The following is a 22113-nucleotide window of genomic DNA, read 5'->3' as shown; positions in this document are numbered from 1 at the left end:
AAGGCTCCTTCGCAGGAGCCTTTTAGCTTACATATTTGGATACGTCGGGCCGCCGGCACCTTCCGGGGTCACCCAGGTGATGTTCTGTGACGGGTCTTTAATGTCGCAGGTTTTGCAGTGCACGCAGTTTTGCGCATTGATCTGGAAGCGCTTCTCACCGCTTTCCTGAGTGATGACCTCATACACACCTGCCGGGCAGTAACGCTGTGCTGGCTCATCATAAAGCGGCAAGTTGACGCTGATCGGAATGCTTGGGTCGCGCAGCTTGAGATGGCACGGCTGCTCTTCTTCATGGTTGGTGCTAGACAGGAAAACCGAGCTGAGTTTGTCGAAACTGATTTTGCCGTCCGGTTTCGGGTAGTCGATCTTCTGGCAGTCTTTGGCCAGCTTCAGGCAGGCGTAATCAGGTTTGGTGTCATGCAGAGTGAAAGGCAGTTTGCCGCCGAACAGGTTCTGATCCATCCAGTTGAAGCCTGCACCCATGATCGGGCCGAACTTGTGCATGGCCGGGCCGAAATTACGGCTGGCAAACAGTTCTTCATACAGCCAGCTGGCTTTAAACCCTTCAACGTAAGAGGTGAGTGTGTCGCCGCCTTCACTGTCTGCGAGCAACGCGTCAGCCACGGCTTCAGCGGCGAGCATGCCGGACTTCATGGCAGTGTGGCTGCCTTTGATTTTGGCCACGTTCATGGTGCCCAGATCGCAACCGATCAACGCGCCGCCGTTGAAGACCATTTTTGGCAGCGAGTTCAAGCCGCCTTTGGCCAGTGCGCGAGCCCCGTAGCTGATGCGTTTGCCACCTTCAAGGTATTGCTTGAGCACCGGGTGATGCTTAAGGCGCTGGAACTCATCGAAGGGCGACAGGAAGGTGTTGCTGTAGGACAGATCGACGATCAGACCAACAACGACCTGATTGTTCTCCAGGTGATACAAGAAGGAGCCGCCCGTGTTCTCTTTGCTGACAATGTCCAGCGGCCAGCCTGCGGTGTGAACCACCAGACCCGGCTGATGCTTGGCCGGGTCGATCTCCCAGATTTCTTTCAGGCCGATGCCGTAGTGCTGGACATCGGCATCGCTGTCGAGGTTGAAGCGCTCGATCAGTTGCTTGCCCAAGTGGCCGCGGCAGCCTTCAGCGAACAAGGTGTACTTGCCGCGCAGTTCCATGCCGGGTGTATACAGGCCTTCTTTAGGGTTGCCCTCACGGTCAATGCCCAGATCGCCGGTGATGATCCCGCGAACCACATTGTTTTCGTCAAACAGCACTTCTTGTGCGGCGAAGCCTGGGTAAACCTCTACGCCCAGGTTTTCAGCTTGCTGTGCCAGCCAGCGGCACAGGTTACCCAGCGAAATGATGTAGTTGCCTTCGTTGTGCATGGTTTTCGGCACAAACAGGTCAGGCACCTTGGTGGCAGTGCTGTCGCTGCGCAGTACATAAATATCGTCGCGGGTGACCGGTGTGTGGAGCGGAGCGCCCAGTTCTTTCCAGTCCGGGAACAATTCGTTCAGGGCGCGGGGTTCAAACACCGCGCCCGACAAAATATGAGCACCGACTTCAGAGCCTTTTTCTACCACGCAGACGCTGATTTCTTTACCGGCTTCGGCGGCCTTCTGCTTCAAACGGCAGGCGGCGGACAAACCGGCAGGGCCGGCGCCGACGATGACCACGTCGAATTCCATGTATTCGCGTTCCACAGGTTCTCTCCTACTCAAGGCTCAACGGTATTTTTCTAATTGGAGGTTTGGCGTTTCATCCATTATTCCTTCGGCCCGAAGCTAAAGACGCAATGGATGAGGCGCCGCTCTCTCTATGGGGCGGGCATTATATCTACACCACTAACAGCGTCCAATACAAACGTTTGTTTGAATTGGCTGTAAGCCAGACAAATCAAAGATGCGCGGCTTAAAACTGGCCGATTTGCTGTATTGACCGCAAATGGTGTTCCGGTCAAGATACGGGCGGTTTTGCGCTCGCCGTAGGCTGATTGTCGGTTTCAAGAGCACCTCTAAAGACAGGGCATGGGCTCAACTCAGTAGGAGCCTGCCATTCTTCGAGCGGAGTTTACACGTCCTTTTGGTGTATGACTTGTAGTCGCACCTGACAGACGGTCGCATGTGAAGCCTTTGGCGCTCGTCATTCTTTCTATTAAGAACGGCACGGCAACGATCTTTGGAGGTGCCCTTGTGCCACTGTGCATCAACCGCCAGGTTCGCCTAGGCGACTTTCTTTTCACCGGAGAGTAACGAGGAATCCATGAAGGTTCTTGTAGCTGTCAAACGAGTGGTCGATTACAACGTTAAAGTGCGCGTCAAAGCGGACAACTCCGGCGTTGACCTCGCCAACGTCAAGATGTCGATGAACCCCTTCTGCGAAATCGCCGTGGAAGAAGCCGTACGCCTGAAAGAGAAGGGTGTTGCGACTGAAATCGTCGTCGTCTCCATCGGCCCGACCACCGCTCAAGAGCAGCTGCGTACCGCGCTGGCTCTGGGTGCCGATCGCGCCATTCTTGTTGAGTCCGCCGAAGACCTGACGTCGCTGGCCGTGGCCAAGCTGCTCAAGGCGGTAGTGGACAAGGAACAGCCTCAACTGGTGATCCTGGGCAAACAGGCCATCGACAGCGACAACAACCAGACTGGCCAAATGCTGGCTGCGCTGACCGGCTATGGTCAGGGCACCTTTGCTTCGAAAGTTGAAGTGGCAGGCGACAAGGTTGCTGTTACCCGTGAAATCGACGGCGGCGCACAAACCGTTTCGTTGAGCTTGCCGGCCATCATCACCACCGACCTGCGTTTGAACGAGCCGCGTTATGCGTCCCTGCCAAACATCATGAAAGCCAAGAAAAAGCCGCTTGAAGTGCTGACGCCTGAAGCGTTGGGTGTTTCGACGGCGTCGACCAACAAAACCTTGAAAGTCGAAGCGCCAGCAGCACGCAGCGCAGGCATCAAGGTCAAGTCGGTGGCTGAACTGGTCGAGAAACTGAAAAACGAAGCGAAGGTAATCTAATCATGACTATCTTGGTAATCGCAGAACACGACGGTAAAACGCTGGCTCCGGCTACGCTGAACACCGTAGCCGCCGCTGCCAAAATCGGTGGCGACATCAACGTTCTGGTCGCAGGCCAGGGCATTGGCGCTGTGGCTGAAGCGGCCGCGAAAATCGCTGGCGTGGCTAAAGTGCTGGTGGCTGATAACGCCGCTTACGCACATCAACTGCCAGAAAACATTGCCCCACTGGTCGCTGAGCTGGGTAAGGGCTACAGCCACATTCTGGCTGCCGCTACCTCGAACGGCAAAAACATCCTGCCGCGCGTTGCTGCCCAGCTGGACGTTGATCAGATCTCCGAAATCATTTCGGTCGTCAGCGCTGACACCTTCACCCGCCCAATCTATGCCGGTAACGCCATTGCTACCGTGCAGTCGACTGCGCCGGTCAAAGTGATCACCGTGCGTGCCACCGGTTTCGACCCGGTTGCCGCTGAAGGTGGCTCGGCTGCCGTTGAAGCGGTTGCAGCGGTTCACGATGCAGGCACTTCGTCGTTCGTTGGTGAAGAGCTGGCCAAGTCGGACCGTCCTGAGCTGACTGCTGCCAAAATCGTCGTGTCTGGCGGTCGTGGCATGCAGAACGGTGACAACTTCAAGCACCTGTATGCGCTGGCTGACAAGCTGGGCGCTGCCGTGGGCGCTTCTCGTGCCGCCGTGGACGCAGGCTTTGTACCCAACGATATGCAGGTCGGTCAGACCGGCAAAATAGTTGCGCCACAGCTGTACATCGCGGTCGGTATCTCCGGCGCGATTCAACACTTGGCGGGTATGAAAGACTCCAAAGTGATCGTCGCGATCAACAAGGACGAAGAAGCCCCGATCTTCCAGGTGGCCGATTATGGTCTGGTAGCGGACTTGTTCGAAGCCGTACCTGAGCTGGAGAAACTGGTCTAATCCAGTTGCTTCACTTATAAAGAGCCCGGTCGTTTGGGCTGTGGGAAAAACGCAACACTCTGTGTTTGCGTATTTCTTGCGGCTTGAGCGGCCGGGCTTTTTTATGCCTATGAATTGAGTATGCGGAGTGCAGGGTTATGGATGTGCGTCAGATAAGCAGGCTGCTGTTGGGGTTGGTGCTTTTGCCACTCCTGTCCCAAGCTGCGGGCAAGTGCGAACGCCTTGTTGTTACGGGCAGCCCGGATGCACCGCCTTATTTGTGGCGAGATCCTGCTGATCCTGCGCACTTGATCGGAGCCAGCGCGGATCTTTTTCAACAGGTGGCTCAGGAGCTGGGAATTAAAGTTGACGTCCTCTACGCAGGCAAGCGTTCACAGGCACTGGCCGAAGTTCAATCCGGGCGAATGGACGTGTTGCTGGATGCTCCATTGACAGTGGCAGGGCTTTCGTCGCTGGACTACATCCATCCGCCGCTGGTGCGCAATGATTATCTGGTCTGGACCCGTAAAGACTCGTCGTTAACCTATGAAACCCCAGCCGATTTGCACGGGCATTTGGGTGCGCTGTCTGAAAAAGCGCGGATGACTGAAGCCTTCGACGCTTTTGCCCAGCACCAACTAACCCTGGAGCGACAGCCAGGGTTGCCGCAGGCGATTCAGAAATTGCTACTGGGCCAGGTCGAATATGTACTGGCGGGTCGTTATGCGGGCATCGCTACCCTGCAAACCCTTGGTTTAGCGCAAGATCTTGTGGGGCACCCACAACCGATTGACCAGCCAGGCCTGTTTTTGGCGATCTCCCATGACTCGGCTTGCAACGAGCCGTGGCTGCGCGGACAGCTCGCCAAAAAGATGACAGAATTGCCCGCCTCCGGCATGGCCGAGGCGGCTTTGCAACGCAATCTGGAACGTTGGAAATCGCAGTTGCAGCAACCTTCAGCGTCCCAAAACAGTAGGAATCCTTAGTGACAATTCGACCTCTTTTCGCTGCCTTGGCTGTTATGGCTCTGGCGGGTTGCGCAAATGATCCAGCGCCGAATGAACAATTGCGTTTGACTGAACAGGCCCTTGAACAAGCCAGAGCGGTAGGCGCCAGTGCTGACACGGTGGCTGAGCTCAAGCAAGCCGAAGATAAGTTGGCTCAGGCTCAGGCCGATATGGCTGAAGCTTCCTACAAAGACGCTCGTATGCAGGCTGAACAGGCCGAGCTGGATGCACGCTTGGCAGAAGCCCGCGTACTGACCCAAAAAAGCCAGGAACAATTGAACGTGCTCAATACCCGAATTACTCGCTTGCGCAAGCAGCTGGCGGAGGCGCAATGAACCTTGCGTCTGGTGTTTTCAGTGGTGTCTTGATCGTGGCTTGCGCTGGCCTGGCGGGTTGCGCCACGCACCCTGACAGTGAGCAGGCTTTGCAGCAGGCCAGCAGCGAATTTCAGGCCGTCAAGGAAGACAGTAATGTGCTGCGCATCGCGCCTAAAGACGTCATCCGGGCTGGGGAATCACTTGCTCGCGCGGATCGCCTGTCCTCGTTCTGGGGCAGTGGTAACGATGTGGTGCATTACGCGTATCTGAGTCAGCGATACAGTGACATTGCTCGCGAACACACTCAGCAAGTGCTTAATCAGGAGCGGGCAGCCAAGCTCGAGCTGGAGCGCCAACGCCTGCAACTGGCTCTGCGTGAGGCCAAGCTACTGAGTGTCCAGCAGCAGGGTCTCTGGCTCGAAGAGCAAATTATCAATCTGGCAACAACTCAGACAGATCGCGGCTTGGTGATGACGTTGGGCGATGTGCTGTTTGATACCGGTGCCGCCGAATTGAAAAATTCAGCGAACCGTACAGTGCTCAAACTGGTGCAGTTCCTGCAATTGAACCCCAAGCGTGTTGTACGCATTGAAGGCTACACCGACAGCACGGGGGGGCAGGAGGATAACGTCAAACTTTCTCTGGCTCGCGCGCAAGCAGTGGCGGATATGCTGGTAGACCTTGGGATTGATGAAAAACGCATTCAAGTTGAGGGTTACGGTGATCAATATCCTGTGGACGTGAATGCGACCGAGCGAGGCCGTGCACAGAATCGTCGGGTCGAAATCGTATTTTCTGACGAAAAAGGCCAGTTGGGCGCTGTCCGTTAAGCATTTAGCCGATCATAAGGGCGGTGGTTACTGATGTTTGTACCCATACAGTTGCCCCCGCGTATGCCCTGTACGGCTTAGATGAGTGACAACTGTGCCCGTACACTTCTAAACTGTTCCGGTATTGTTCGACACAAAAATAAAGCCTGAACAGTGAGTGCTACGCCATGACCAATCTGTTGCTGTATCAACGTATTGCTCAGCAATTGGCTGAGGATATCCGGCGTGGCGTTTATCAGCCGGGCGAGCGCGTGCCTTCGGTTCGCAAGATGAGCTCCCAGCTCAATGTCAGCCATGCCACGGTGTTGCAGGCTTACGCCAACCTTGAAGATCAAGGCCTGATTCGGGCGCGGCCCCAGTCTGGCTACTATGTGCACCAAACCCCGGCCTTGACCGCGCCCACCCCCGATATTGCCCGCGTGGAGCGCCCGGGACTGGTCACCCGCAGCAGCATCATCCAGCAAGTTTTGGTTGAATCACGTCGTGAAGGTGTATTCCCGCTGGGCGCCGCCGTTCCGAGTGTCGACTATTTGCCCGTACGGGCATTGCATCAACAGTTGGCCAAGGTCACGCGCTTTCACAGCCCGCGAGCGTTCAGTTACATGTTCAGCCCAGGCTTTGAGCCGCTGCGCCGGCAAGTTGCGATCCGCATGCGTGACGCAGGGGTTGTGGTCGATCCGTCGGAAGTCATCATCACTCACGGTTGTGTCGACGCCTTGCAAATGTCATTGCGGGTGCTGACGCGTCCGGGTGACTTGATTGCAGCCGAATCACCAACCTATTACGGGTTACTGCAACTCGCCGATCTGCTGGGTTTGAAGGTCATCGAAATCCCCAGTGACCCTGCAACGGGCATGAGTCTTGAGGCACTGCAACTGGCCGCTAATCAGTGGTCGATAAAAGCCTTGGTGTTGACCACGCGCCTTAGTAATCCGCTGGGCGGCACCATGCCGGAAGAGCGACAAAAGCAGCTGCTACGCTTGGCCTCTGATTTCGATATCCAGATTGTTGAAGATGATATTTACGGCGAACTGATGTTTGAGGTGGGGCGCACCAAGGCCTTGAAAGCGTATGACCGCCTGGATCGAGTGATTTATTGCTCAAGCTTCTCGAAAACACTGTCGCCGGGGGTACGAATTGGCTGGATGATTGCCGGTAAGTTTCAGCAAGAAATCCAGCGTCTGCAAACCTTCACCACCCATTCGGCCTGTAGCGTGACGCAGATGGGAGTGGCGGCATACCTTGAAAATGGCGGTTATGACCGCCATTTGCGGTATATCCGACAGGAGTACCGCAAAAATCTGAGTGCATTCCAGTTGGCCGTTCAGCAGCACTTTCCTCAGGGCACGCAAATGTCGCGTCCCAGTGGAGGCTTTATTTTGTGGGTAAGCTTGCCTGGGCGGGTAAATACTCAAGAATTGCATGTGCGGGCTTTGCAGCAGGGGATCAGCATCGCGCCGGGGCTGATTTTCAGCAACACCGAGCAGTTTAATCACTGCATTCGACTAAACTGCGGCATTCCCTGGAATCGCGAAGCCGAGCGGGCGTTAATGACCCTGGGGTTGCTGGCCAATCAGCTTTGCCAGGAGACGGCAAGCCTGTACTGATTGAGCTGTGTGTTTCCTGTAAATATCTGGTGCTCAAATTCGGCTTGTCAGCCTATGACTTAAAGCCCAGCATTTGCACCTTAACCGTTGAAGCTGTGGAGCTATGAAAGCGAGATATTGTCTGGGATTCATACTGGCGGGCATATTAACGGCGTTGAATGCTGGGGCGGCTACCGCTGCTCAGCCGCAGCCTGAAGCCACCAGCGTCAGGCCGCATGCCACCAAACCTGCGGCTAAACCAGCGGTCAGCGCGAAACAGGCCGCCGCCCAAAAAAAATCGTCTGCAGCGTCCAAGTCCAAGTCCAAGTCGGCTCGTCGGAGCGCGAAAAAGCCTTTGCCCGCTGCCAAACTGGATTTAAGCTTGCCGCCCGATATGGTTCGCCAGCTCAAGCCTTTGGGCACTGTGCCTATGCCTGCACATAAGCCCCTGTTACCCAATATGTTTGGTGACAAGACGGCTCAAGACAGTCCTTTTCAATTGAACGGGCGCCTCATCAGCAACGAGATGGGCCTGCAATTGCGTAACGAAGCACGACAAAATGAAATCGAGGGTGCTGCATTGGAGTTTGAATTCAAGCAGTAAGCCGGTGAGATGCGGCTTTTTATTCCCGTACGCCTGACTGAAAACTGACTGTTCAGTCATCTCGTTTTCTGCTGAACGGTCAATTTCAAACGCCTGTTCCAGCGAGTACTATCCCTTGTCATCCACCCACTTTGCCCCTCAATGAGACGCTTATGAATTGCCGTGAAGGCTGTGGCGCTTGCTGCATCGCCCCCTCCATCAGTACACCCTTGCCGGGCATGCCCAACGGTAAGCCGGCCGGTGAGCGTTGCTTGCACCTTTCAGTCGACGCTCTGTGTGGATTGTTTGGCCAGCCTGAGCGCCCTGCGGTATGCAGTGATTTCAAGGCCAATATCGACGTGTGTGGCAGTGATCGGGAAGAAGCGATAAACCTGATCGGCTGGTGGGAGCGGATGACAGCGGCTTAGTGTGTTTAGCCTCAAAGAACAAACCTCAACAATAAGGAATAAGACAATGGGTTCGTTGCATCAAGTAGCACTGGCGTGTGGTTTGAGTGTTCTGTTGGCGGGTGTGGCCCACGCAGAAGACTGGAAAGTGGCAAAGGATGAAGACGGCATCAAAGTCTCCTTGAGCGAGGTCCCGGGCTCGCAGTACAAGGCTTATCAAGGTGTCACCACCATCAACGCGCCGGTCGCTAAAATCAGTGCCCTGCAAGAAGATGTTGCAGGTGCTTGTGCCTGGATTCACGAGTGCAAAACGCAAAAGCTGCTCAAGCACGAAGGCGACAAAAGCTGGACGTATACCCAATTCAATACGCCTTGGCCTGTGACACCCCGCGACTCGGTTCTGCTGGTCACCAGCAACACAGCACCTGACGGCACCCTGACTCGAACACTCGAGGGGCAGCCTACGTATCTTCCTGAAGAAAAGGGCTTTGTTCGGGTTGCCCAGGTCAAAGGCTTTTGGAAGCTAGTGCCTAAAAGTGCGAATCAGACCGAGGTCACTTATCAGGTGCACACCGAGCCAGGTGGCAGCGTGCCTTCGTGGCTGGCCAACAAATTTGTAGTGGATGCACCCTTCAATACCTTGAAGGCACTGAAAGAGCGTGCGCAGAAGTAATACTGCTCTGCAGGAGTGATCGCCCGGTTCTGAGCAGCGCATCTGTGCAGATATCGGGCGACGCCGTTAAGTCCTGTATTTAATCGTAAATATTTTTTGTTCAGCGCCTACTTGGCAGTTCGCGCCGCAGAGGACTACTCTGCTTCCAGGCCGGAAACGTATTCGACCGGTTCTGATCTTGTTCGCTACATGCTTATTACTCCCGGCTCGGCCAAACCTTTGCCGTCTCGGGAGCGCTAAATGTCTATCCATTGCGAGGAGGACGTTTCATGAGCACAGCCCATCAAGAAGACCTCAGCAGCTATGTGCTGCGCCGCATGAAAGAAGGCGGTTTTGATTTTGCACGCATTCACCCCATTGAGTTTTACGCCATCTTCCCGGATGAGGAGCGGGCGCGCAGGGCTGCAGGGAAATTTTGTGGTGAATCTCTTAATGCCCAGGTCAATGTACGTGATGACGGTGCCTGGCATCTTGAGTTGAGTAAGGTGATGTACGCAACCTACGGCGGCATTGGTGACTTTGAGCAGGACTTCGAAGCGGTCGTTGTTCCGCTGGGAGGAGTTATTGAAGGTTGGGGAGTCAAGCAGGAGGTGCGCAGCCTGCTTAACTAAATCTGAGAGGGGTGATCAACGGCTGGCCTTGGGGTCGGCCGTTGTCGTTTATGAAGCTTAGTGCGTGAGTCTGTTTTGAGCTGACGAGAATTTGTCATCCGATAACCTTGGTCAGATTCGGCAAAATCAGCAGCAGAGTGGTGGCGAAGAGAATAAGTCCGGCTTGACGTACTTTTGTGTGTTTAAACATGGCGACCTGCCTTTTGTTGTTATTCCTGAACGGCGACGCTCCATGACAGGGGCGCGCCCCCTGAAAAGCGCCGAACCCGTCACAAAGATAACCTTAGAGCCCCATAACACATGACTTAGAACCCTTTCACATCATCTAAGTGCAGTAGGTTTCTAAAACGCTATTACCATCGCTACGCTCGGCCTGTCAGGCCATTGCTAGACGTGGCGGGCAATTTGCCATCACTCCTGCCAAGACACCTACCATTCGTCAGGGAATGTTTTTCAGGCGCCATTTGATTGTCGATTGAGCGTCAAAGCGGGAAGTGATTGCCGTTGAGGGTGGCGTTCATTGCTTGCCTTGGAATGTCGTTCAAGGCAGGCTTTACGGAGTTGTCCTCTTCACAATCGCCGTTATCGTGCCAGGAATTTATATGTCGCTACGCATCTGCATTCTGGAAACCGACATCCTGCGTCCAGAGTTTATTGATCAATACCAAGGTTACGGGCAGATGTTCAAACGTCTGTTCTCCCAGCAGCCCATTGCAGCCACCTTCGAAGTGTTTAACGTGATGGAGGGTGACTACCCTGCGGAAGACGAAGTGTTTGACGCTTATCTGGTGACAGGCAGCAAAGCGGACTCTTTCGGTACGGACCCGTGGATTCAGGTTCTCAAAGACTATTTGCTAACCCGGTATGAGCGGGGCGATAAACTGCTGGGTGTGTGCTTTGGCCATCAACTGCTGGCGCTGTTGCTGGGTGGCAAGAGCGAGCGTTCGACCCAAGGGTGGGGCGTAGGAACTCATCAGTACTCGCTGGCTGCCAAAGCACCGTGGATGAGCCCCGTCGTTGAGGACTTGACGCTGTTGATCAGCCATCAGGATCAAGTCACGGCATTGCCAGAGAACGCTACGGTCATTGCATCCAGCGACTTCTGCCCATTTGCTGCCTATCACATCAACGACCAAGTGTTGTGTTTTCAAGGGCACCCCGAGTTTATTCATGACTACTCACGTGCCTTGCTGGATCTGCGTCAGGAGCATTTGGGCGCTCAGATCTATACGAGCGGCATTTCCAGTCTGGAGCGAGAGCATCACGGTCGCACCGTTGCTGAATGGATGATGCGTTTTGTCTCCCAGCCACACACGGTTTAACGCTGATCACTGACGAGCAGAAACGGGGCCCTACGGTCCCGTTTTGTTGTCGTGCAGTGGGTGCGTTTTATAGCCAGCCAGAACGCTTGAAGCTGGCCCATAACCCCGTTACCCCCAACGCAATAAACCCCAGCACGCCGAAATAACCGTAGTGCCACGTCAGCTCCGGCATGTTCTGGAAGTTCATCCCGTAAATACCGGCAACCGCCGTCGGGAAGGCCAGAATAGCGGCCCATGCGGCGAATTTACGCTGCACGATGCTTTGCCGTGACGATTCCAGTAGCACCACGATTTCGATGGTTTGCGTGGCGATATCGCGCAGGGTGGTGAGGTCCTCCATCTGGCGCGTGACGTGAATTTGCACATCACGAAAATACGGTCGCATGTTTTTGTCGATAAAGGGAAAGGTCAGGCGCTGTAATTCCTCGCTGATCTCCACCATGGGCGCGACATAGCGGCGTAACCGCAGAACATCACGACGCAGGCTATGCAAGTGCACGATGTTCGCTTCATTGAGGGTGTTGCCGAGAATGCTGCGTTCCAGTTGCTCGATCTCTGCGTGGATGGCCTCGCTCACGGGTTGATAGCTCTCGGTCACAAAGTCGAGCAGGGCATACAGTACAAAATCCTCGCCATGCTCCAGAAGCAACGGGCGTGCCTCACAGCGCTGACGTACAGCTCGGTAGGAGGCAGAGTGGCCATTGCGACAGGTAATGATGTAGCCATTGCCAGCGAAAATATGAGTTTCGATGAACTCTAGATTGCCGTCTGTGCGAATCGGCGAATAAATGACGATGAATAGCGCATCACCGAAGGTTTCGAGCTTGGGGCGACTGTGTTGTTCCAGTGCATCTTCGATAGCCAGTTCATGCAAATGGAATTGGCGTTGCAAGTCGGCTAATTGTTGCGCGTCAGGCTGTTCGAGGCCCATCCAGACAAAGTGGCCGGGTTTTTGAGCCCAGGCGCTACTTTCGTCCGGAGTAATGTCTGTGATTTTCTTGCCCGCGTTGTAAACCGCGGCCGCAATAACTTTCCCCATAGTTCTAATCGCTTCTTCTTCAAAGGGTTAAGGCACGCAGCAGCTTAGCGCGCAATGCCACCTTTTGAGTCAACAAACATTCAGAGGTTCGGGTTAGACGCTGTGGATTCAGATTTGGGCAGTGCAGTCAGACGACGGTTGTGTCGGATGAGAAGCTCTCGATCCATCGCCTCAATGCAGTTATGCATTTGTTCGCGACATTGCTCCATCAGAGCGGGCATATCATCCAGGGTCAGGCCTGCGGTTGGAATGGCAGGTAATGAGCGAATCTGGATATCGGCACTGTGCCAGCGGTTAAGTTTCAAATGCTGTGAATAGGTACTCACACAGACCGGCACAATGGGTACGCCTGCAGTGATCGCCATCTGAAACGCGCCTTTTTTGAAGGGCAGCAAAGTTTTGCCCAAGTTGCGCGTGCCCTCTGGGAAGACCCAAATCGAAGTGTCCTTTTCCTGGAGCGTGCGGGTGGTCATTAGCATGGATTTGCGCGCTTTGTGTGCATTGCCCCGATCAATCAGCACATTGCCGGCCAGCCAGAACAACTGCCCAAAGAGGGGCACCCATTTGAGGCTCTTTTTGCCGATGCACACGGTGCGGTGGGGCACCACGTTGCCAAACACAAACAGGTCATAGTTGGATTGATGGTTGGCAATGATTACGCAGCTCTGCGGTTTGTCCATCAACGGGCCGACTTCAGTCTTGAGCTTGTAGCCCAAAATCCATTTTGCGGGCCAGGCATAAATTCGCGCACAGAGCCTGCTGTTGTCCGGGTTGAAAGGTCGGCACATACCGAGCAACACGCCCAAAATACCCGCGGCCACAAAATGCAGGCTCATTAAAATCATACGTAACGAAAGTAGCATTTACAGAGTCGCCGAATTCAAAGGTGGCGCAGTGTACGGATGTGCTCCGTATTCGGCAATTACCCCGATACACGTAGGAGATTACTGATGTTTAAGCATTTGTTTCAACGCCAGTCCTGAGGCGTGAGTTAGAGGTGTTTACAGTGGGTAAACAGGTAGGGTGGTCATCCCGGTTGCCGGGAGCAATCGGGATGAGCTTTTCGCGGAAGGTTAGAGTGCGTGGTGTTTATCCAGCTCGATGGCCTTATCCAGTGCCTCCAGGAGTTCTTTGCGCACTTTAAGCTTGGTGTTCTTGTGCGCCCTCATATTGATTTTCTTCAATTGCTGCGCAACTTCCCGTGCTGTATCCAGCAACGCTTCAGGCTTGACGACCTGATCGAGAAAGCCTGCATCTACGGCGCTGACCGGGTTAAACATTTCACCGTTGATAACAGAGCGGTGCAGCGCCGATTTACGCAGGCGATCGCGGGCCAGCTCAATCCCTGCGTAATGCATGGTCATACCGATTTGCACTTCGTTCAGACCAATGCTGAACGGGCCTTCAACGCCGATTCGGTAGTCGACTGAAAGCAATAGAAATGCCCCCTTCGCTACAGCATGGCCCGGGCAGGCAACCACCACCGGGAAGGGGTGCGACAGCAGGCGTCGCGCCAGAGAGGAGCCTTGGCTCACCAGCTCAATCGCTTGTTCGGGACTTGCCGTCATCACCTTCAGATCATAGCCGCCCGACAGAATGCCCGGCTGCCCGGTAATAATGACCACGGCGCGATCTTTCTCGGCTTGATCCAGTGCCGCGTTAAAAGCAGAGATCACCTCAGGGGAAATGGCGTTCACCTTGCCATTACTCAAGGTCAGGGTGGCGACACCGTCGTCCAGCTGATAGGAAATCAAGTCACTCATGGCGCAATTCCTTGTAGTTAAGTGGGTCAGACGTTACCCAGCGCCGGGATGCAGGTAAAGCGCTGTGACTGACTGGTGAGTCAGGCCATTTGCACGCGCCTTCTATATAGAAGGCGGTGCGCCTGCGTTTTGGCTTTGGATGGGCATTGAGCCCAGGCTGGAGTTTGGCTGAATAGCCCCTTCGATAGGCCCCCAAAAACAGCTATTTCTGTAACCGCATGAAAAATCTGAAAAAAACATTTGTCATATCGAAAGCTTTCGACTACATTAGCGCGCCTCGACAGACAGAACTTGTTTGACGAGATACGGTGAAGTGTCCGAGTGGCTTAAGGAGCACGCCTGGAAAGTGTGTATACAAGAAATTGTATCGAGAGTTCGAATCTCTCCTTCACCGCCACATTAAGTAAACACAGACCCCTGATTTTCCTAGAGAAAGTCGGGGGTTTGTGGTTTCTGGCGTCTGGAAAAAGGGGGGCATGGGGTGGGCTTTGCGTTTGAAAACTCCGAACGGATGGTCGACTTCATGCGGCGGTGCAAAGGGAAGGTGATGGTCAGAGAAAATGATCACCCGGATATCAGGCGGGTTTTTGAGGGGTTTCAGTTTGAGGCGATGGATATTCGGTATAGCACCGCGAGTCAGCGGCAAGGGAAGGGGGAGGTCAGTGGGGAGTTGGTGATTATGAATTGGGTGTCGGAGGATGGGGATGTTGTTTTGATTTGAGGGTGTCGCGGGTATGAGTCCGTACCCGCTACGTGACTTATCAGAGGTCGTATTTCAGCTCACGTTACAGGTAAGTTGGAATATGTGTTTATCGTCATTGAAATGCTTACCTGTCAATGCTTCGATGCTAGACAGTTGGGTGCTGCTAAGGTTGTAACCCTCATCACCTCGCTGTTGAGATGACCAGTTCATTATTTTGGCGAGTTGTGCTTCGCAGTCATCCGGTAAAACAATTTCAAAATCTAGAAACTCGTTCTCTTTATCAAATGCTTCGACAACAAATTTCATGGCTCGACCTCTCTGTTTTTATCAGCCTCTTTAGTTTGTTCACCTGTTTCGTGATCAAACTCCCCAAGATGTTTCCCACGACTATTGTATTTTTCTACAGCTCCGTGTCGGCTGTCCCACTCAAATATAGTGCCATCTCTAGTTTTCCACCTCTTGCGTAATCCCCCTCCGCCTTGAATAGGTGTTTTACGAGGTGCGATCCTTGCGTCTGGAAAGGCAGATAGTCCTTTAGGCGGAGCGTGGTATTTGTGGTCGCCATTAAACGGCTTTGCAAACACTACATAAAGTGACTTCAGGCCAGTGTCAGCAGGAAAGACAAGAATACAGTCGTCGATTGTGATGTCTTCGCCGGGAAGGTCTTCAAGTTGGCTGTCGGTGTTCTCCGGGATCGGGTGTACGAGGATGGTGCCCAGTTGCTTGCCGCTTTCGTCGGGGTAAGCCAGCGCAGGCATTCGTGAAGAGCTATTGGGTGGCGTCCAGAGAATGGTGATTCCGTTAAGCTCGGCCTCCAACGCAGTCTTGGTTGTGTTCCACTTCACCTGCACGGTGCGTACTGAGTCATCACCAGACGCGCCGGTATGAATACCGTAAATTTGCGTTACCCCTTCGGCATCACGTCGGAACTGAAAGCGCACCCGTGTGGTGGCTTTGCTCATGCTGCGCAGTTGTTCGTCAGTATGGAGTGTGCAGTCGCCCATTTTGGCGGGAAGCATGCCCATTATAAAAATGCTGGCCGGTCCCCCTGTGCCACGTATTGCCCAAGTCATACGCTATTGCATGATGCCGCCACCCGCTATGCGGGCTAACCCGGCATCTGCACCGATGGCCAATGCAATGGCCTCTGGTGCGGAAGGCAAAAGGGGTCGGCTTTTGCCATGCAGCCCATGATGCACCCCATTTGGGCGTCTGGGTTTCCAGAGTGGCTCGAAAAAAGCTTCGCCTTTATCGTCCTTCTTCATGCGAAGTGCCTGTCAATGCATTTGAAGCATGAAGGTTGCAGGTGGGTCTGAGGCTTGGTCATTTTGACTTCGTAACCGTGTGTTTCGTTGGGTGGAGTGCCACAGGGAAACCTACCGATTGCCGCAGGCAGCTATCAGCCAGAACCGGTCATTGTGTTGCCAAAAACATGGGACTATTCAATCTTTAATGAACGTATATATGCATCAAACATTTTAGTTGTCACAGCCTCTCACCGGAAATTCATGAGTGGGACTTTTGTGGCGCCTACGCCCCCCTTGACCCTCTATTTCAATGGGCTGACATCCCATCTAAGAGGATTCACTATTACCTCGGTAAGTTGATCTGAGTATTATGGCTGCGCTAGCAAGACTTCCGTTTTTAGCCGTTTAATGTGAGTCAATCGATTCTCGTGGTGAATATGCATCGTGGTCGTTCATTCCGGATAGCAGCGCATGAACATGTTGGTGAAGTGTTTGTCACGGTTAATTGATGCATCTGTTTGGTGTTCGGTGATGTGTAAATGAGTATATTAAAGTTTTAGTGTTTTAAAGAGGCTCCAATAGCCAGCTCGCGCTCGTGGATGATTTTGTTTTGCACCGATTTGAGGCTTGTACAGTAAACTTTGCTCCATTATGGGATCCATGGTTAGCATGTTGACATCGTTATGGCTCTCTTCTAGTGTGTCCTCTAGGTGAGTCGTGTTGAGTGTGTTAGTCAATACCGGTGCTGATGCGCTCAGCTTTAATGATTTTTATCTGTCGGCAAGGAGCTGTATGTTCAACTTGAGAAAAGCGCTAGAAATCCATGATGATGATCCGGTGCTGGCGAGCAATTTACTGCGTGCCGTTGTGTTCAGGGAGTTGAATGATAAAGAAAAAGGTCAGTTTTTTTGGTTGGTTAATCATGTGTTTGGTGAGTTGCTTTCGGATTGGGTAAGCGCTTATGACTTGCTGGCGGCGAATAGAGTAAACACTTCTGAGGGATATTTTAAATCACTGTCTGTCGCCGCTTACTGCTCAGGAAAACCTCTGCAGGCATTTTCTGCTGAGCTTGAGTGTGCACACCTGGCGGGTATCAGCCTGTTAGAAGTTAAAATGCTTGTCGGTTTGCTATGCTTGCAAAGTCTACAAAATACTACAGATATAAATATATCGATTGCGATGTTGCGAAAATATATGCTTAGTCTGGATGAAGTTGTGAGTCCACTCGTTGGTAAAAACGCAGCGGCTACGTTAAATAATATTGTTTCTAGCATGATTGAGGATGCTCGCCTTCTCGTTAATGATCCTGCTCATAGGGAAACTATAATTGCAGCCTCTGCTATATGTGCACGGCTTTGGGCGCAGTTTGGTACATGGGTAAATCATGAGCGAAGCTTGTATTTATGTGCGTTGGTTTTGAACAAGTTTGATCAGTGTGTGGGCGCCCTGGATGCTGCTGGTGAGGCACTGGATATTATCCAATCAAATGGTCAAGAGGATGTAGATAAGGCGTTTTTGCTGCTTGAGATTTCCAGGGCCCAGCAAGGGCTTGGAGAGGTAGGAATGGCCAAGGAGGCACTCTCCAGAGCTGATCAAATAGCTGAAGGATTTGATCCGTCGCTGAGTAAATGGTTTTTGGAGGTGCGATCTAAATTAGAGGGTAAAGATATATTCATCTTTTAAAATGAGTTCTCCAAAGAGGTTAAAGACAGCGCAGGTTTAAAACGTGTGATGCCATTTTACAGGTGTGTGTCACCAATCACCCGGCGGCTCATTACGTTGAGGCAAGATCCTAAGCATCTATACGTCGCCATGTATCAATCTGTATAGCGCAAGAAAAGGAAATATATCTAATGCCAGTCCCCGCGCATCGGGCGTCTGTATCACTGCACGCTTTGTAAGTCAGAGCGATGTTTGGCAGGGTTAACCCACTTGGCTTCGATGGATTTTAGATCGGTGAGGTGGCCCAAATAGGCAAGGGCGTGTTTGAGGTGATATTGACGATGGCGATCCCTATCTTCGGACAGTTGTTCAACTTGTTCCATCAACGGCTTTTACTGTGTACGCAAATTTTTGAGCCGAGCAGTCCTTTGTTGGGGCGGATTCTCTCTGGTGCGTCGACTGCGTAGATAGGGCTTGGCTCTTTGGTAGCGGTCATTTTACTTTCCTAGGCATGATTTCCATGGGCAGCGCTTTCAGATTGGCGCTTTCTGTTGTCCGTCACCGTTCCGCTCGTCAGAAAAATGCAACCTTATCTAAACCTTTGCCAATCCAGGCCTTCAGATTACGTGCAAGGAATAAACCTGCCTTTTTCTGGAGGACGTTATGAATACCCTGAAGGGGCTTAATCGCTTTGTCGCCGGCTGTGCTTTGGCGTGTTGCGCTTTGGTAGCGGGTCCGGCGATGGCAAACAGCCCGGCCGAGTTCGTTGAGAAGGCCGCTGTAACAGGTGTTGCGGAAATTGAAACCAGCCGAATGGCAATTGGTAAAACGTCGTCCACCGATATCGAAAGTTATGCAGTCGAAATCATTAAGGATCAAACGGACGCCAACCGAGATTTGAAGAAAATTGCCGCTGAACAAGATCTGCCCGTGCCGACGAATGAACAGATTCTTGGCGAAGCCAAGCACATGATGCTGAAGGTGCAGGAGGGCGATTCATTCGATGCTGCCTATGCCGCCAGCCAGGTCAAGGCGCGCGAAGAGGCAATCGAGTTACTCAAGCAGCAAGTTGATGCCCCCGCGTCACCCGCACTGAAAGCCTTTGCAGAGAAGTATCTGCCTAAATTTGAAATGCACTTGGTAATGGCCAAAAAGCTCGTAGATGCTCATCAGAAGACTTGATACCTCTGCACTCGCCACTCCGTGTCTATAGCAGGCAGTGGCGGTGCCAGGGTGTTAATCCGTGACGTTGTCTTTGTGAGTCACGGTAGCGTTAAGGGATGTTTCAGTGACGCTGAAATGCATCTCTTGATGCTCGCCCATGCGCTGGTACTGTTTGCGAATTGCCGTGAGCTCTTTTGCTGTGAGTCGATCAAGGCCCAGTACGGCGTTCTGTGCTTGCTGCGTCGCTCGTAGCAATTCGTCAATCTTGATGTGCAGCACATCGTTGTCCCGGTTTTGGGTGTTCTGGATCAAGAACACCATTAAAAACGTGATGATGGTGGTGGAGGTATTGATGATCAGTTGCCAGGTATCGTTGTAGTGAAACCACGGGCCGGAGGCAGCCCATAGCACGATCATGAAAAGGGCGAACTGGAAGGTTCGGGGGCTCCCGGCCATTTTGGACAGGTTCTGGGAAATTTTTTCGAAACGCATGACAGCAGTCCGCAGAGAAGTGGTTCAGGTATGACCTCAGCCGTCCTCTGGAATTCTTTTTTTCGCCGCGTCTTATGGCACGTTTTTAGTCGGGAGACCTGGCCGCACAGGCTGCATCGTTTCGGATGCAGCCTGGCTGGGTTTAAGGTTTCATCGTGCCTGACGGTGCGGGTATTGCGCTGTCAGGGCTGTCATCGTCGTTACCCATAGGGCCGTTGCCGTCGGTATTCATACCGCCTTGACGGCCAGGATCATTGCCCTGCATGTGCGGATCCACAGAGGGATGTGTGGGTACATCCGAATCGTTATGGATCTTGGCATCGGGGGTAATGGTCGGTTTTATATCTTGACCCGCAGGTGGCTCCTGAGGGTTGGTGGGTACAGTCGGGCTTGGCGGCGTGGCAGCGAAACCGTTTGTAGAGAGCACACAAAGCAAAGCAGCCAGCGAGAGCGTTTTAAGCGATGAAGTGATCATGGTTGCGTCTCCAGACAATGGGGAGTCGTACCTGATATTGGTCTGCTGGCGTAGAGGTTTAGTGCAGTGCAGGCGACGAACGGCGATGTGCCGGCCCGGTGTCGCCTGCAAGCGGGATGGCATCAAACGGTGATGTCATTGAACCCGCAATATTCTTCCCAACTCATATCAAGCGCTTCAGCGACTTCCTGATGAACTTCGAGGCGCATGGCCTTGAGCTCTTCGGGGCTGCGTGCGATCAGTTCCAGCGCCAGTTCCCAGGGGTCAAGTCCGCGGTTTTGAGCCTCGTCTTCGAATGCCCAGAGAATTTGTTGCTGGCGGTCTTCAGCGCTCAGGTCTTTCATTTCTTCAAGCAGCTCGGGGTGCGACTTGATGAAGGTGTCCAGGGCCAGCTCGTTACGGGATTCTTTAGGGATCATGCGGCGTCTCGAAACAATAAGGCGACCCGTGTGGGTGGGCCGTCTTCAGGTGGGTTACGCATCCTAGGGTCTGTTCCCGTTGCATTGCAAGCCGCGTTGAGGCTGCAATTAAACGGAAACAGACCCTGGCGACTTATCCCAGGGATGAAAAGTGTTCCAGTCGTGTTTATCCGACAGGTTGTAATTTGCTTTCGCGTTGTAGGCTCAAGCCCCACACCGCCAGTGCCAGTGTTGCCACTACCACTCCCACAATGACGATGCCGTCCCAGCCAAATGCGGGATAGGTCTGCGCGCCCACCAGTGAGCCCAAAGCGCCACCTATGAAATAGCAGGTGATATAACCGGCGTTCAGGCGATTTCGTGCGGCTGGACGAACCTTGAAACGGCGTTCTGGTTGCTGACGTGCACCAGTTGTACGGCAAAGTCGAGGGCCAATACGCCGATCAGCAAAGCGGCCAATGAATGGCCGGCATACGCCATGGGTAACCAGCACGCGAGTAGAACCAGCAGGCCGATAGTGGTGGCCAGTTGGCCTTTGCCGCGATCAGCCATGCGCCCGGCCCAGTTTGCAGCCACTGCGCCGACGGCCCCCGCGAGGCCAAACAGGCCGATAACCGCGTCGGAGAAGTTGTAGGGCGGTACCGCCAGTAGGAAAGCCAGCGGTGTCCAGAACAAGGCGAACAATGAAAAGGTCAGCAAGCCCAGCAGGGCGCGCAGGCGTAGCACAGGCTCTTCGACAAATAACGAGAACACCGAGCCGATGAGTTTGGGGTAGCTCAGCCCGGCGCTGTGGTGATGGTTGGGAAGTGCGCAGAACAGGGCAATGGCACTGATCAGCATCAGAGCCGCCGCGAGCAGGTAGATAGCTCGCCAGTCACCGGCTGATGACAAGGCGCCGGCGACCGTGCGCGCCAGCAAAATGCCCAGCAGCAGGCCGCTCATCAATGTGCCCACCACGCGGCCTCGACTCTGCGGGTCTGTCAGGCTGGCCGCCATGGGCACCAGCACTTGAGCCGAGACCGAAAACAGTCCTGTCATCGCCGTTCCCACCAATAGCCAGGTCAGCGACGGTGCGAACGCGCTCATCAACAGGCCCAAGGCGCTGAGTACGGTCATGGTGACGATCAGTCTGCGTTGCTCAAACAAATCCCCCAGCGGAACCAGTAGCAGTAAACCTACGCCGTAACTGAGCTGCGCGGTAATCACCACGGTGCCGGCGCTGCTCATGCTCAGGCCCAGCTCTTGGGCGATGGTATGCAGCAAAGGTTGGGCGTAATAGTTGCTGGCGACCGCCAGGCCAGTGGCGGTGGCCATCAGCAGGATGAGGGCCGTGCTTAGCGGTTTGGTTGCAGGGGGAGAGGCGGACATTGACTGTCTCGTTGGCAGGGTGAGGTTATGAATTATCCGGATAGACGACCACAAATGTAATTAAATATGTATATGCGTCTGATTACTGAATTGAAAAAGCCCCTCACCATGACAGTGAGGGGCTTTCAGTGAATCGCTACGCTGACTAGTTGCGACGGCCCAGCAACAGGCCCACCACCAGGCCGAAACCGGCGGAGATGGCCACGGTTTGCCATGGATGGCCACCGATATAGTTTTCGGTCGCATCCACCACCGGTTTGGTGCGTTCACGCACATTGCTCACTGAGTCCAGCGCCTGTTTCAGCTTAAGGCCGACCTGCGCACGCAGGGTTTCGCCTTCTTCGCCCACCAACGATGCGCTATCACTGAGCAGCTTTTCAGATTCGGCAATCAAATCTTGCAGTTCGCTGAACGCTTGATCCTTGATTTGATCTTCAGCAGCTTGTACGGCGTTTTTACGAGCCATTGCGGTACTCCTAGCAGGTCAAAGGGTGATGAGTTATGGAGTCAACCCGAGTCTAAAAAGTTGCATC

The 22113-nt window shown here is 53.6% G+C and carries 25 protein-coding genes, 1 tRNA gene and 2 pseudogenes; 15 read left to right on the top strand and 13 right to left on the bottom strand.

Going from position 1 to position 22113, the window contains the following annotated elements; genetic code table 11:
- Nucleotides 1-27: 27 nt before the first annotated feature.
- Nucleotides 28-1692 (bottom strand): electron transfer flavoprotein-ubiquinone oxidoreductase, encoded by a 1665-nt coding sequence (locus FJD38_RS03145; RefSeq protein WP_122783975.1) that lies wholly within the window; start codon nucleotides 1690-1692, stop codon nucleotides 28-30.
- 559 nt (nucleotides 1693-2251) lie between these two features.
- On the opposite strand from FJD38_RS03145, the gene FJD38_RS03140 reads away from it, so the two are divergent.
- The 11 genes from FJD38_RS03140 (at nucleotide 2252) to FJD38_RS03090 (ending at nucleotide 11248) form a co-directional block, all read left to right on the top strand.
- Entirely contained in the window at nucleotides 2252-3001 is a 750-nt protein-coding gene (locus FJD38_RS03140; protein ID WP_146383889.1) for an electron transfer flavoprotein subunit beta/FixA family protein, read from the top strand.
- A gap of 2 nt (nucleotides 3002-3003) precedes the next feature.
- The gene (locus tag FJD38_RS03135; protein ID WP_122783977.1) at nucleotides 3004-3933 is read left to right on the top strand and encodes an electron transfer flavoprotein subunit alpha/FixB family protein; all 930 of its coding nucleotides are present in this window, start codon (nucleotides 3004-3006) and stop codon (nucleotides 3931-3933) included.
- 137 nt (nucleotides 3934-4070) lie between these two features.
- Nucleotides 4071-4898 (top strand): substrate-binding periplasmic protein, encoded by an 828-nt coding sequence (locus FJD38_RS03130; protein WP_146383888.1) that lies wholly within the window; start codon nucleotides 4071-4073, stop codon nucleotides 4896-4898.
- Complete coding sequence (locus FJD38_RS03125; RefSeq protein ID WP_146383887.1) at nucleotides 4898-5254, top strand: DUF4398 domain-containing protein; 357 nt, start codon at nucleotides 4898-4900, stop codon at nucleotides 5252-5254. Before FJD38_RS03130 ends, FJD38_RS03125 begins: the two co-directional genes overlap by 1 nt.
- A complete protein-coding gene (locus FJD38_RS03120) occupies nucleotides 5251-6066 on the top strand; it encodes an OmpA family protein (RefSeq protein WP_122783980.1) in 816 nt (271 codons plus the stop codon). Before FJD38_RS03125 ends, FJD38_RS03120 begins: the two co-directional genes overlap by 4 nt.
- Before the next feature lie 167 nt (nucleotides 6067-6233).
- Nucleotides 6234-7673: an aminotransferase-like domain-containing protein gene (locus FJD38_RS03115; protein ID WP_122783981.1), complete on the top strand. Its 1440-nt coding sequence runs from the start codon at nucleotides 6234-6236 to the stop codon at nucleotides 7671-7673.
- 103 nt (nucleotides 7674-7776) lie between these two features.
- Nucleotides 7777-8256 carry a translation initiation factor 2 gene (locus tag FJD38_RS03110; RefSeq protein WP_146383886.1) on the top strand — a complete coding sequence of 160 codons (480 nt, stop codon included), beginning with the start codon at nucleotides 7777-7779 and terminating at the stop codon, nucleotides 8254-8256.
- A 152-nt stretch (nucleotides 8257-8408) separates the two neighbouring features.
- Nucleotides 8409-8663 carry a YkgJ family cysteine cluster protein gene (locus tag FJD38_RS03105; protein ID WP_122783983.1) on the top strand — a complete coding sequence of 85 codons (255 nt, stop codon included), beginning with the start codon at nucleotides 8409-8411 and terminating at the stop codon, nucleotides 8661-8663.
- 46 nt (nucleotides 8664-8709) lie between these two features.
- Nucleotides 8710-9315 carry an START domain-containing protein gene (locus tag FJD38_RS03100; RefSeq protein ID WP_146383885.1) on the top strand — a complete coding sequence of 202 codons (606 nt, stop codon included), beginning with the start codon at nucleotides 8710-8712 and terminating at the stop codon, nucleotides 9313-9315.
- Between the two features lie 269 nt (nucleotides 9316-9584).
- A complete protein-coding gene (locus tag FJD38_RS03095; protein WP_146383884.1) occupies nucleotides 9585-9926 on the top strand; it encodes a ribonuclease E inhibitor RraB in 342 nt (113 codons plus the stop codon).
- 602 nt (nucleotides 9927-10528) lie between these two features.
- Entirely contained in the window at nucleotides 10529-11248 is a 720-nt protein-coding gene (locus FJD38_RS03090) for an amidotransferase (RefSeq protein ID WP_146383883.1), read from the top strand.
- Between the two features lie 67 nt (nucleotides 11249-11315).
- Here FJD38_RS03090 and FJD38_RS03085 read toward each other — a convergent pair whose 3' ends face one another.
- The 3 genes from FJD38_RS03085 to FJD38_RS03075 all read right to left on the bottom strand — a co-directional run bounded on the left by FJD38_RS03085 (nucleotide 11316) and on the right by FJD38_RS03075 (nucleotide 14050).
- Nucleotides 11316-12287, bottom strand: a complete 972-nt coding sequence (locus tag FJD38_RS03085) for a magnesium and cobalt transport protein CorA (protein ID WP_122783987.1) — start codon at nucleotides 12285-12287, stop codon at nucleotides 11316-11318.
- Between the two features lie 80 nt (nucleotides 12288-12367).
- Nucleotides 12368-13150 carry a lysophospholipid acyltransferase family protein gene (locus tag FJD38_RS03080; RefSeq protein ID WP_122783988.1) on the bottom strand — a complete coding sequence of 261 codons (783 nt, stop codon included), beginning with the start codon at nucleotides 13148-13150 and terminating at the stop codon, nucleotides 12368-12370.
- A 210-nt stretch (nucleotides 13151-13360) separates the two neighbouring features.
- The gene (locus FJD38_RS03075) at nucleotides 13361-14050 is read right to left on the bottom strand and encodes a crotonase/enoyl-CoA hydratase family protein (RefSeq protein ID WP_146383882.1); all 690 of its coding nucleotides are present in this window, start codon (nucleotides 14048-14050) and stop codon (nucleotides 13361-13363) included.
- Between the two features lie 307 nt (nucleotides 14051-14357).
- On the opposite strand from FJD38_RS03075, the gene FJD38_RS03070 reads away from it, so the two are divergent.
- Nucleotides 14358-14447: transfer RNA gene (locus FJD38_RS03070), tRNA-Ser, on the top strand.
- Nucleotides 14448-14522: 75 nt separating this feature from the next.
- Nucleotides 14523-14771 (top strand): annotated as a pseudogene (locus tag FJD38_RS24500) (DNA adenine methylase); the annotation flags it as partial.
- Between the two features lie 54 nt (nucleotides 14772-14825).
- Here the strand turns inward: FJD38_RS24500 and FJD38_RS03060 are convergent.
- The 3 genes from FJD38_RS03060 to FJD38_RS24730 are packed head-to-tail and all read right to left on the bottom strand — an operon-like array spanning nucleotide 14826 to nucleotide 16018.
- On the bottom strand, nucleotides 14826-15059 hold the full coding sequence (locus FJD38_RS03060; protein WP_122783991.1) for a pyocin S6 family toxin immunity protein: 234 nt from the start codon (nucleotides 15057-15059) through the stop codon (nucleotides 14826-14828).
- Entirely contained in the window at nucleotides 15056-15778 is a 723-nt protein-coding gene (locus tag FJD38_RS03055) for a colicin E3/pyocin S6 family cytotoxin (protein WP_244302699.1), read from the bottom strand. Before FJD38_RS03055 ends, FJD38_RS03060 begins: the two co-directional genes overlap by 4 nt.
- A gap of 51 nt (nucleotides 15779-15829) precedes the next feature.
- Nucleotides 15830-16018 carry a hypothetical protein gene (locus FJD38_RS24730; RefSeq protein ID WP_244302698.1) on the bottom strand — a complete coding sequence of 63 codons (189 nt, stop codon included), beginning with the start codon at nucleotides 16016-16018 and terminating at the stop codon, nucleotides 15830-15832.
- A 702-nt stretch (nucleotides 16019-16720) separates the two neighbouring features.
- On the opposite strand from FJD38_RS24730, the gene FJD38_RS03050 reads away from it, so the two are divergent.
- Nucleotides 16721-17683 (top strand): hypothetical protein, encoded by a 963-nt coding sequence (locus tag FJD38_RS03050; protein ID WP_146383881.1) that lies wholly within the window; start codon nucleotides 16721-16723, stop codon nucleotides 17681-17683.
- 200 nt (nucleotides 17684-17883) lie between these two features.
- On the opposite strand, the gene FJD38_RS24495 is transcribed toward FJD38_RS03050, so the two are convergent.
- Nucleotides 17884-18045 (bottom strand): hypothetical protein, encoded by a 162-nt coding sequence (locus FJD38_RS24495; RefSeq protein ID WP_167654226.1) that lies wholly within the window; start codon nucleotides 18043-18045, stop codon nucleotides 17884-17886.
- A gap of 280 nt (nucleotides 18046-18325) precedes the next feature.
- Here FJD38_RS24495 and FJD38_RS03045 point away from each other — a divergent pair, with 280 nt between their 5' ends.
- A complete protein-coding gene (locus FJD38_RS03045) occupies nucleotides 18326-18844 on the top strand; it encodes a DUF4142 domain-containing protein (RefSeq protein WP_146383880.1) in 519 nt (172 codons plus the stop codon).
- Nucleotides 18845-18898: 54 nt separating this feature from the next.
- Here FJD38_RS03045 and FJD38_RS03040 read toward each other — a convergent pair whose 3' ends face one another.
- The 5 genes and pseudogenes from FJD38_RS03040 to FJD38_RS03020 all read right to left on the bottom strand — a co-directional run bounded on the left by FJD38_RS03040 (nucleotide 18899) and on the right by FJD38_RS03020 (nucleotide 22046).
- Nucleotides 18899-19318, bottom strand: a complete 420-nt coding sequence (locus tag FJD38_RS03040; protein WP_146383879.1) for a low affinity iron permease family protein — start codon at nucleotides 19316-19318, stop codon at nucleotides 18899-18901.
- A 142-nt stretch (nucleotides 19319-19460) separates the two neighbouring features.
- Nucleotides 19461-19793, bottom strand: coding sequence for a hypothetical protein (locus tag FJD38_RS03035; RefSeq protein ID WP_146383878.1), 333 nt, complete (start codon nucleotides 19791-19793; stop codon nucleotides 19461-19463).
- A gap of 122 nt (nucleotides 19794-19915) precedes the next feature.
- The gene (locus FJD38_RS03030) at nucleotides 19916-20212 is read right to left on the bottom strand and encodes a DUF6388 family protein (RefSeq protein ID WP_146383877.1); all 297 of its coding nucleotides are present in this window, start codon (nucleotides 20210-20212) and stop codon (nucleotides 19916-19918) included.
- 166 nt (nucleotides 20213-20378) lie between these two features.
- Nucleotides 20379-21580, bottom strand: a pseudogene (locus FJD38_RS03025) (MFS transporter).
- A gap of 145 nt (nucleotides 21581-21725) precedes the next feature.
- Nucleotides 21726-22046, bottom strand: a complete 321-nt coding sequence (locus tag FJD38_RS03020; RefSeq protein ID WP_122783998.1) for an ElaB/YgaM/YqjD family protein — start codon at nucleotides 22044-22046, stop codon at nucleotides 21726-21728.
- Nucleotides 22047-22113 lie beyond the last annotated feature (67 nt).

Origin of the sequence: Pseudomonas saxonica (assembly GCF_007858365.1) — a bacterium.
Lineage (GTDB): Bacteria > Pseudomonadota > Gammaproteobacteria > Pseudomonadales > Pseudomonadaceae > Aquipseudomonas > Aquipseudomonas saxonica.
The sequence above is the reverse complement of the archived record's forward strand: the minus strand, read 5'-3'. Positions and strand labels throughout refer to the sequence as shown.

Excerpts from the sequence above, each read along its gene's own strand:
- FJD38_RS03030 (WP_146383877.1), bottom strand. The coding sequence starts at position 20,212 with ATGATCCCTAAAGAATCCCGTAACGAGCTGGCCCTGGACACCTTCATC.
- FJD38_RS03115 (WP_122783981.1), top strand. The coding sequence starts at position 6,234 with ATGACCAATCTGTTGCTGTATCAACGTATTGCTCAGCAATTGGCTGAG.
- FJD38_RS03080 (WP_122783988.1), bottom strand. The coding sequence starts at position 13,150 with ATGCTACTTTCGTTACGTATGATTTTAATGAGCCTGCATTTTGTGGCC.
- FJD38_RS03045 (WP_146383880.1), top strand. The coding sequence starts at position 18,326 with ATGAATACCCTGAAGGGGCTTAATCGCTTTGTCGCCGGCTGTGCTTTG.
- FJD38_RS03110 (WP_146383886.1), top strand. The coding sequence starts at position 7,777 with ATGAAAGCGAGATATTGTCTGGGATTCATACTGGCGGGCATATTAACG.
- FJD38_RS03075 (WP_146383882.1), bottom strand. The coding sequence starts at position 14,050 with ATGAGTGACTTGATTTCCTATCAGCTGGACGACGGTGTCGCCACCCTG.
- FJD38_RS03035 (WP_146383878.1), bottom strand. The coding sequence starts at position 19,793 with ATGATCACTTCATCGCTTAAAACGCTCTCGCTGGCTGCTTTGCTTTGT.
- FJD38_RS03135 (WP_122783977.1), top strand. The coding sequence starts at position 3,004 with ATGACTATCTTGGTAATCGCAGAACACGACGGTAAAACGCTGGCTCCG.
- FJD38_RS03100 (WP_146383885.1), top strand. The coding sequence starts at position 8,710 with ATGGGTTCGTTGCATCAAGTAGCACTGGCGTGTGGTTTGAGTGTTCTG.
- FJD38_RS03055 (WP_244302699.1), bottom strand. The coding sequence starts at position 15,778 with ATGGGCATGCTTCCCGCCAAAATGGGCGACTGCACACTCCATACTGAC.
- FJD38_RS03085 (WP_122783987.1), bottom strand. The coding sequence starts at position 12,287 with ATGGGGAAAGTTATTGCGGCCGCGGTTTACAACGCGGGCAAGAAAATC.
- FJD38_RS03040 (WP_146383879.1), bottom strand. The coding sequence starts at position 19,318 with ATGCGTTTCGAAAAAATTTCCCAGAACCTGTCCAAAATGGCCGGGAGC.
- FJD38_RS03140 (WP_146383889.1), top strand. The coding sequence starts at position 2,252 with ATGAAGGTTCTTGTAGCTGTCAAACGAGTGGTCGATTACAACGTTAAA.
- FJD38_RS24730 (WP_244302698.1), bottom strand. The coding sequence starts at position 16,018 with ATGAAGAAGGACGATAAAGGCGAAGCTTTTTTCGAGCCACTCTGGAAA.
- FJD38_RS03130 (WP_146383888.1), top strand. The coding sequence starts at position 4,071 with ATGGATGTGCGTCAGATAAGCAGGCTGCTGTTGGGGTTGGTGCTTTTG.
- FJD38_RS03095 (WP_146383884.1), top strand. The coding sequence starts at position 9,585 with ATGAGCACAGCCCATCAAGAAGACCTCAGCAGCTATGTGCTGCGCCGC.
- FJD38_RS03020 (WP_122783998.1), bottom strand. The coding sequence starts at position 22,046 with ATGGCTCGTAAAAACGCCGTACAAGCTGCTGAAGATCAAATCAAGGAT.
- FJD38_RS03105 (WP_122783983.1), top strand. The coding sequence starts at position 8,409 with ATGAATTGCCGTGAAGGCTGTGGCGCTTGCTGCATCGCCCCCTCCATC.
- FJD38_RS03060 (WP_122783991.1), bottom strand. The coding sequence starts at position 15,059 with ATGAAATTTGTTGTCGAAGCATTTGATAAAGAGAACGAGTTTCTAGAT.
- FJD38_RS03090 (WP_146383883.1), top strand. The coding sequence starts at position 10,529 with ATGTCGCTACGCATCTGCATTCTGGAAACCGACATCCTGCGTCCAGAG.
- FJD38_RS03120 (WP_122783980.1), top strand. The coding sequence starts at position 5,251 with ATGAACCTTGCGTCTGGTGTTTTCAGTGGTGTCTTGATCGTGGCTTGC.
- FJD38_RS24495 (WP_167654226.1), bottom strand. The coding sequence starts at position 18,045 with ATGGAACAAGTTGAACAACTGTCCGAAGATAGGGATCGCCATCGTCAA.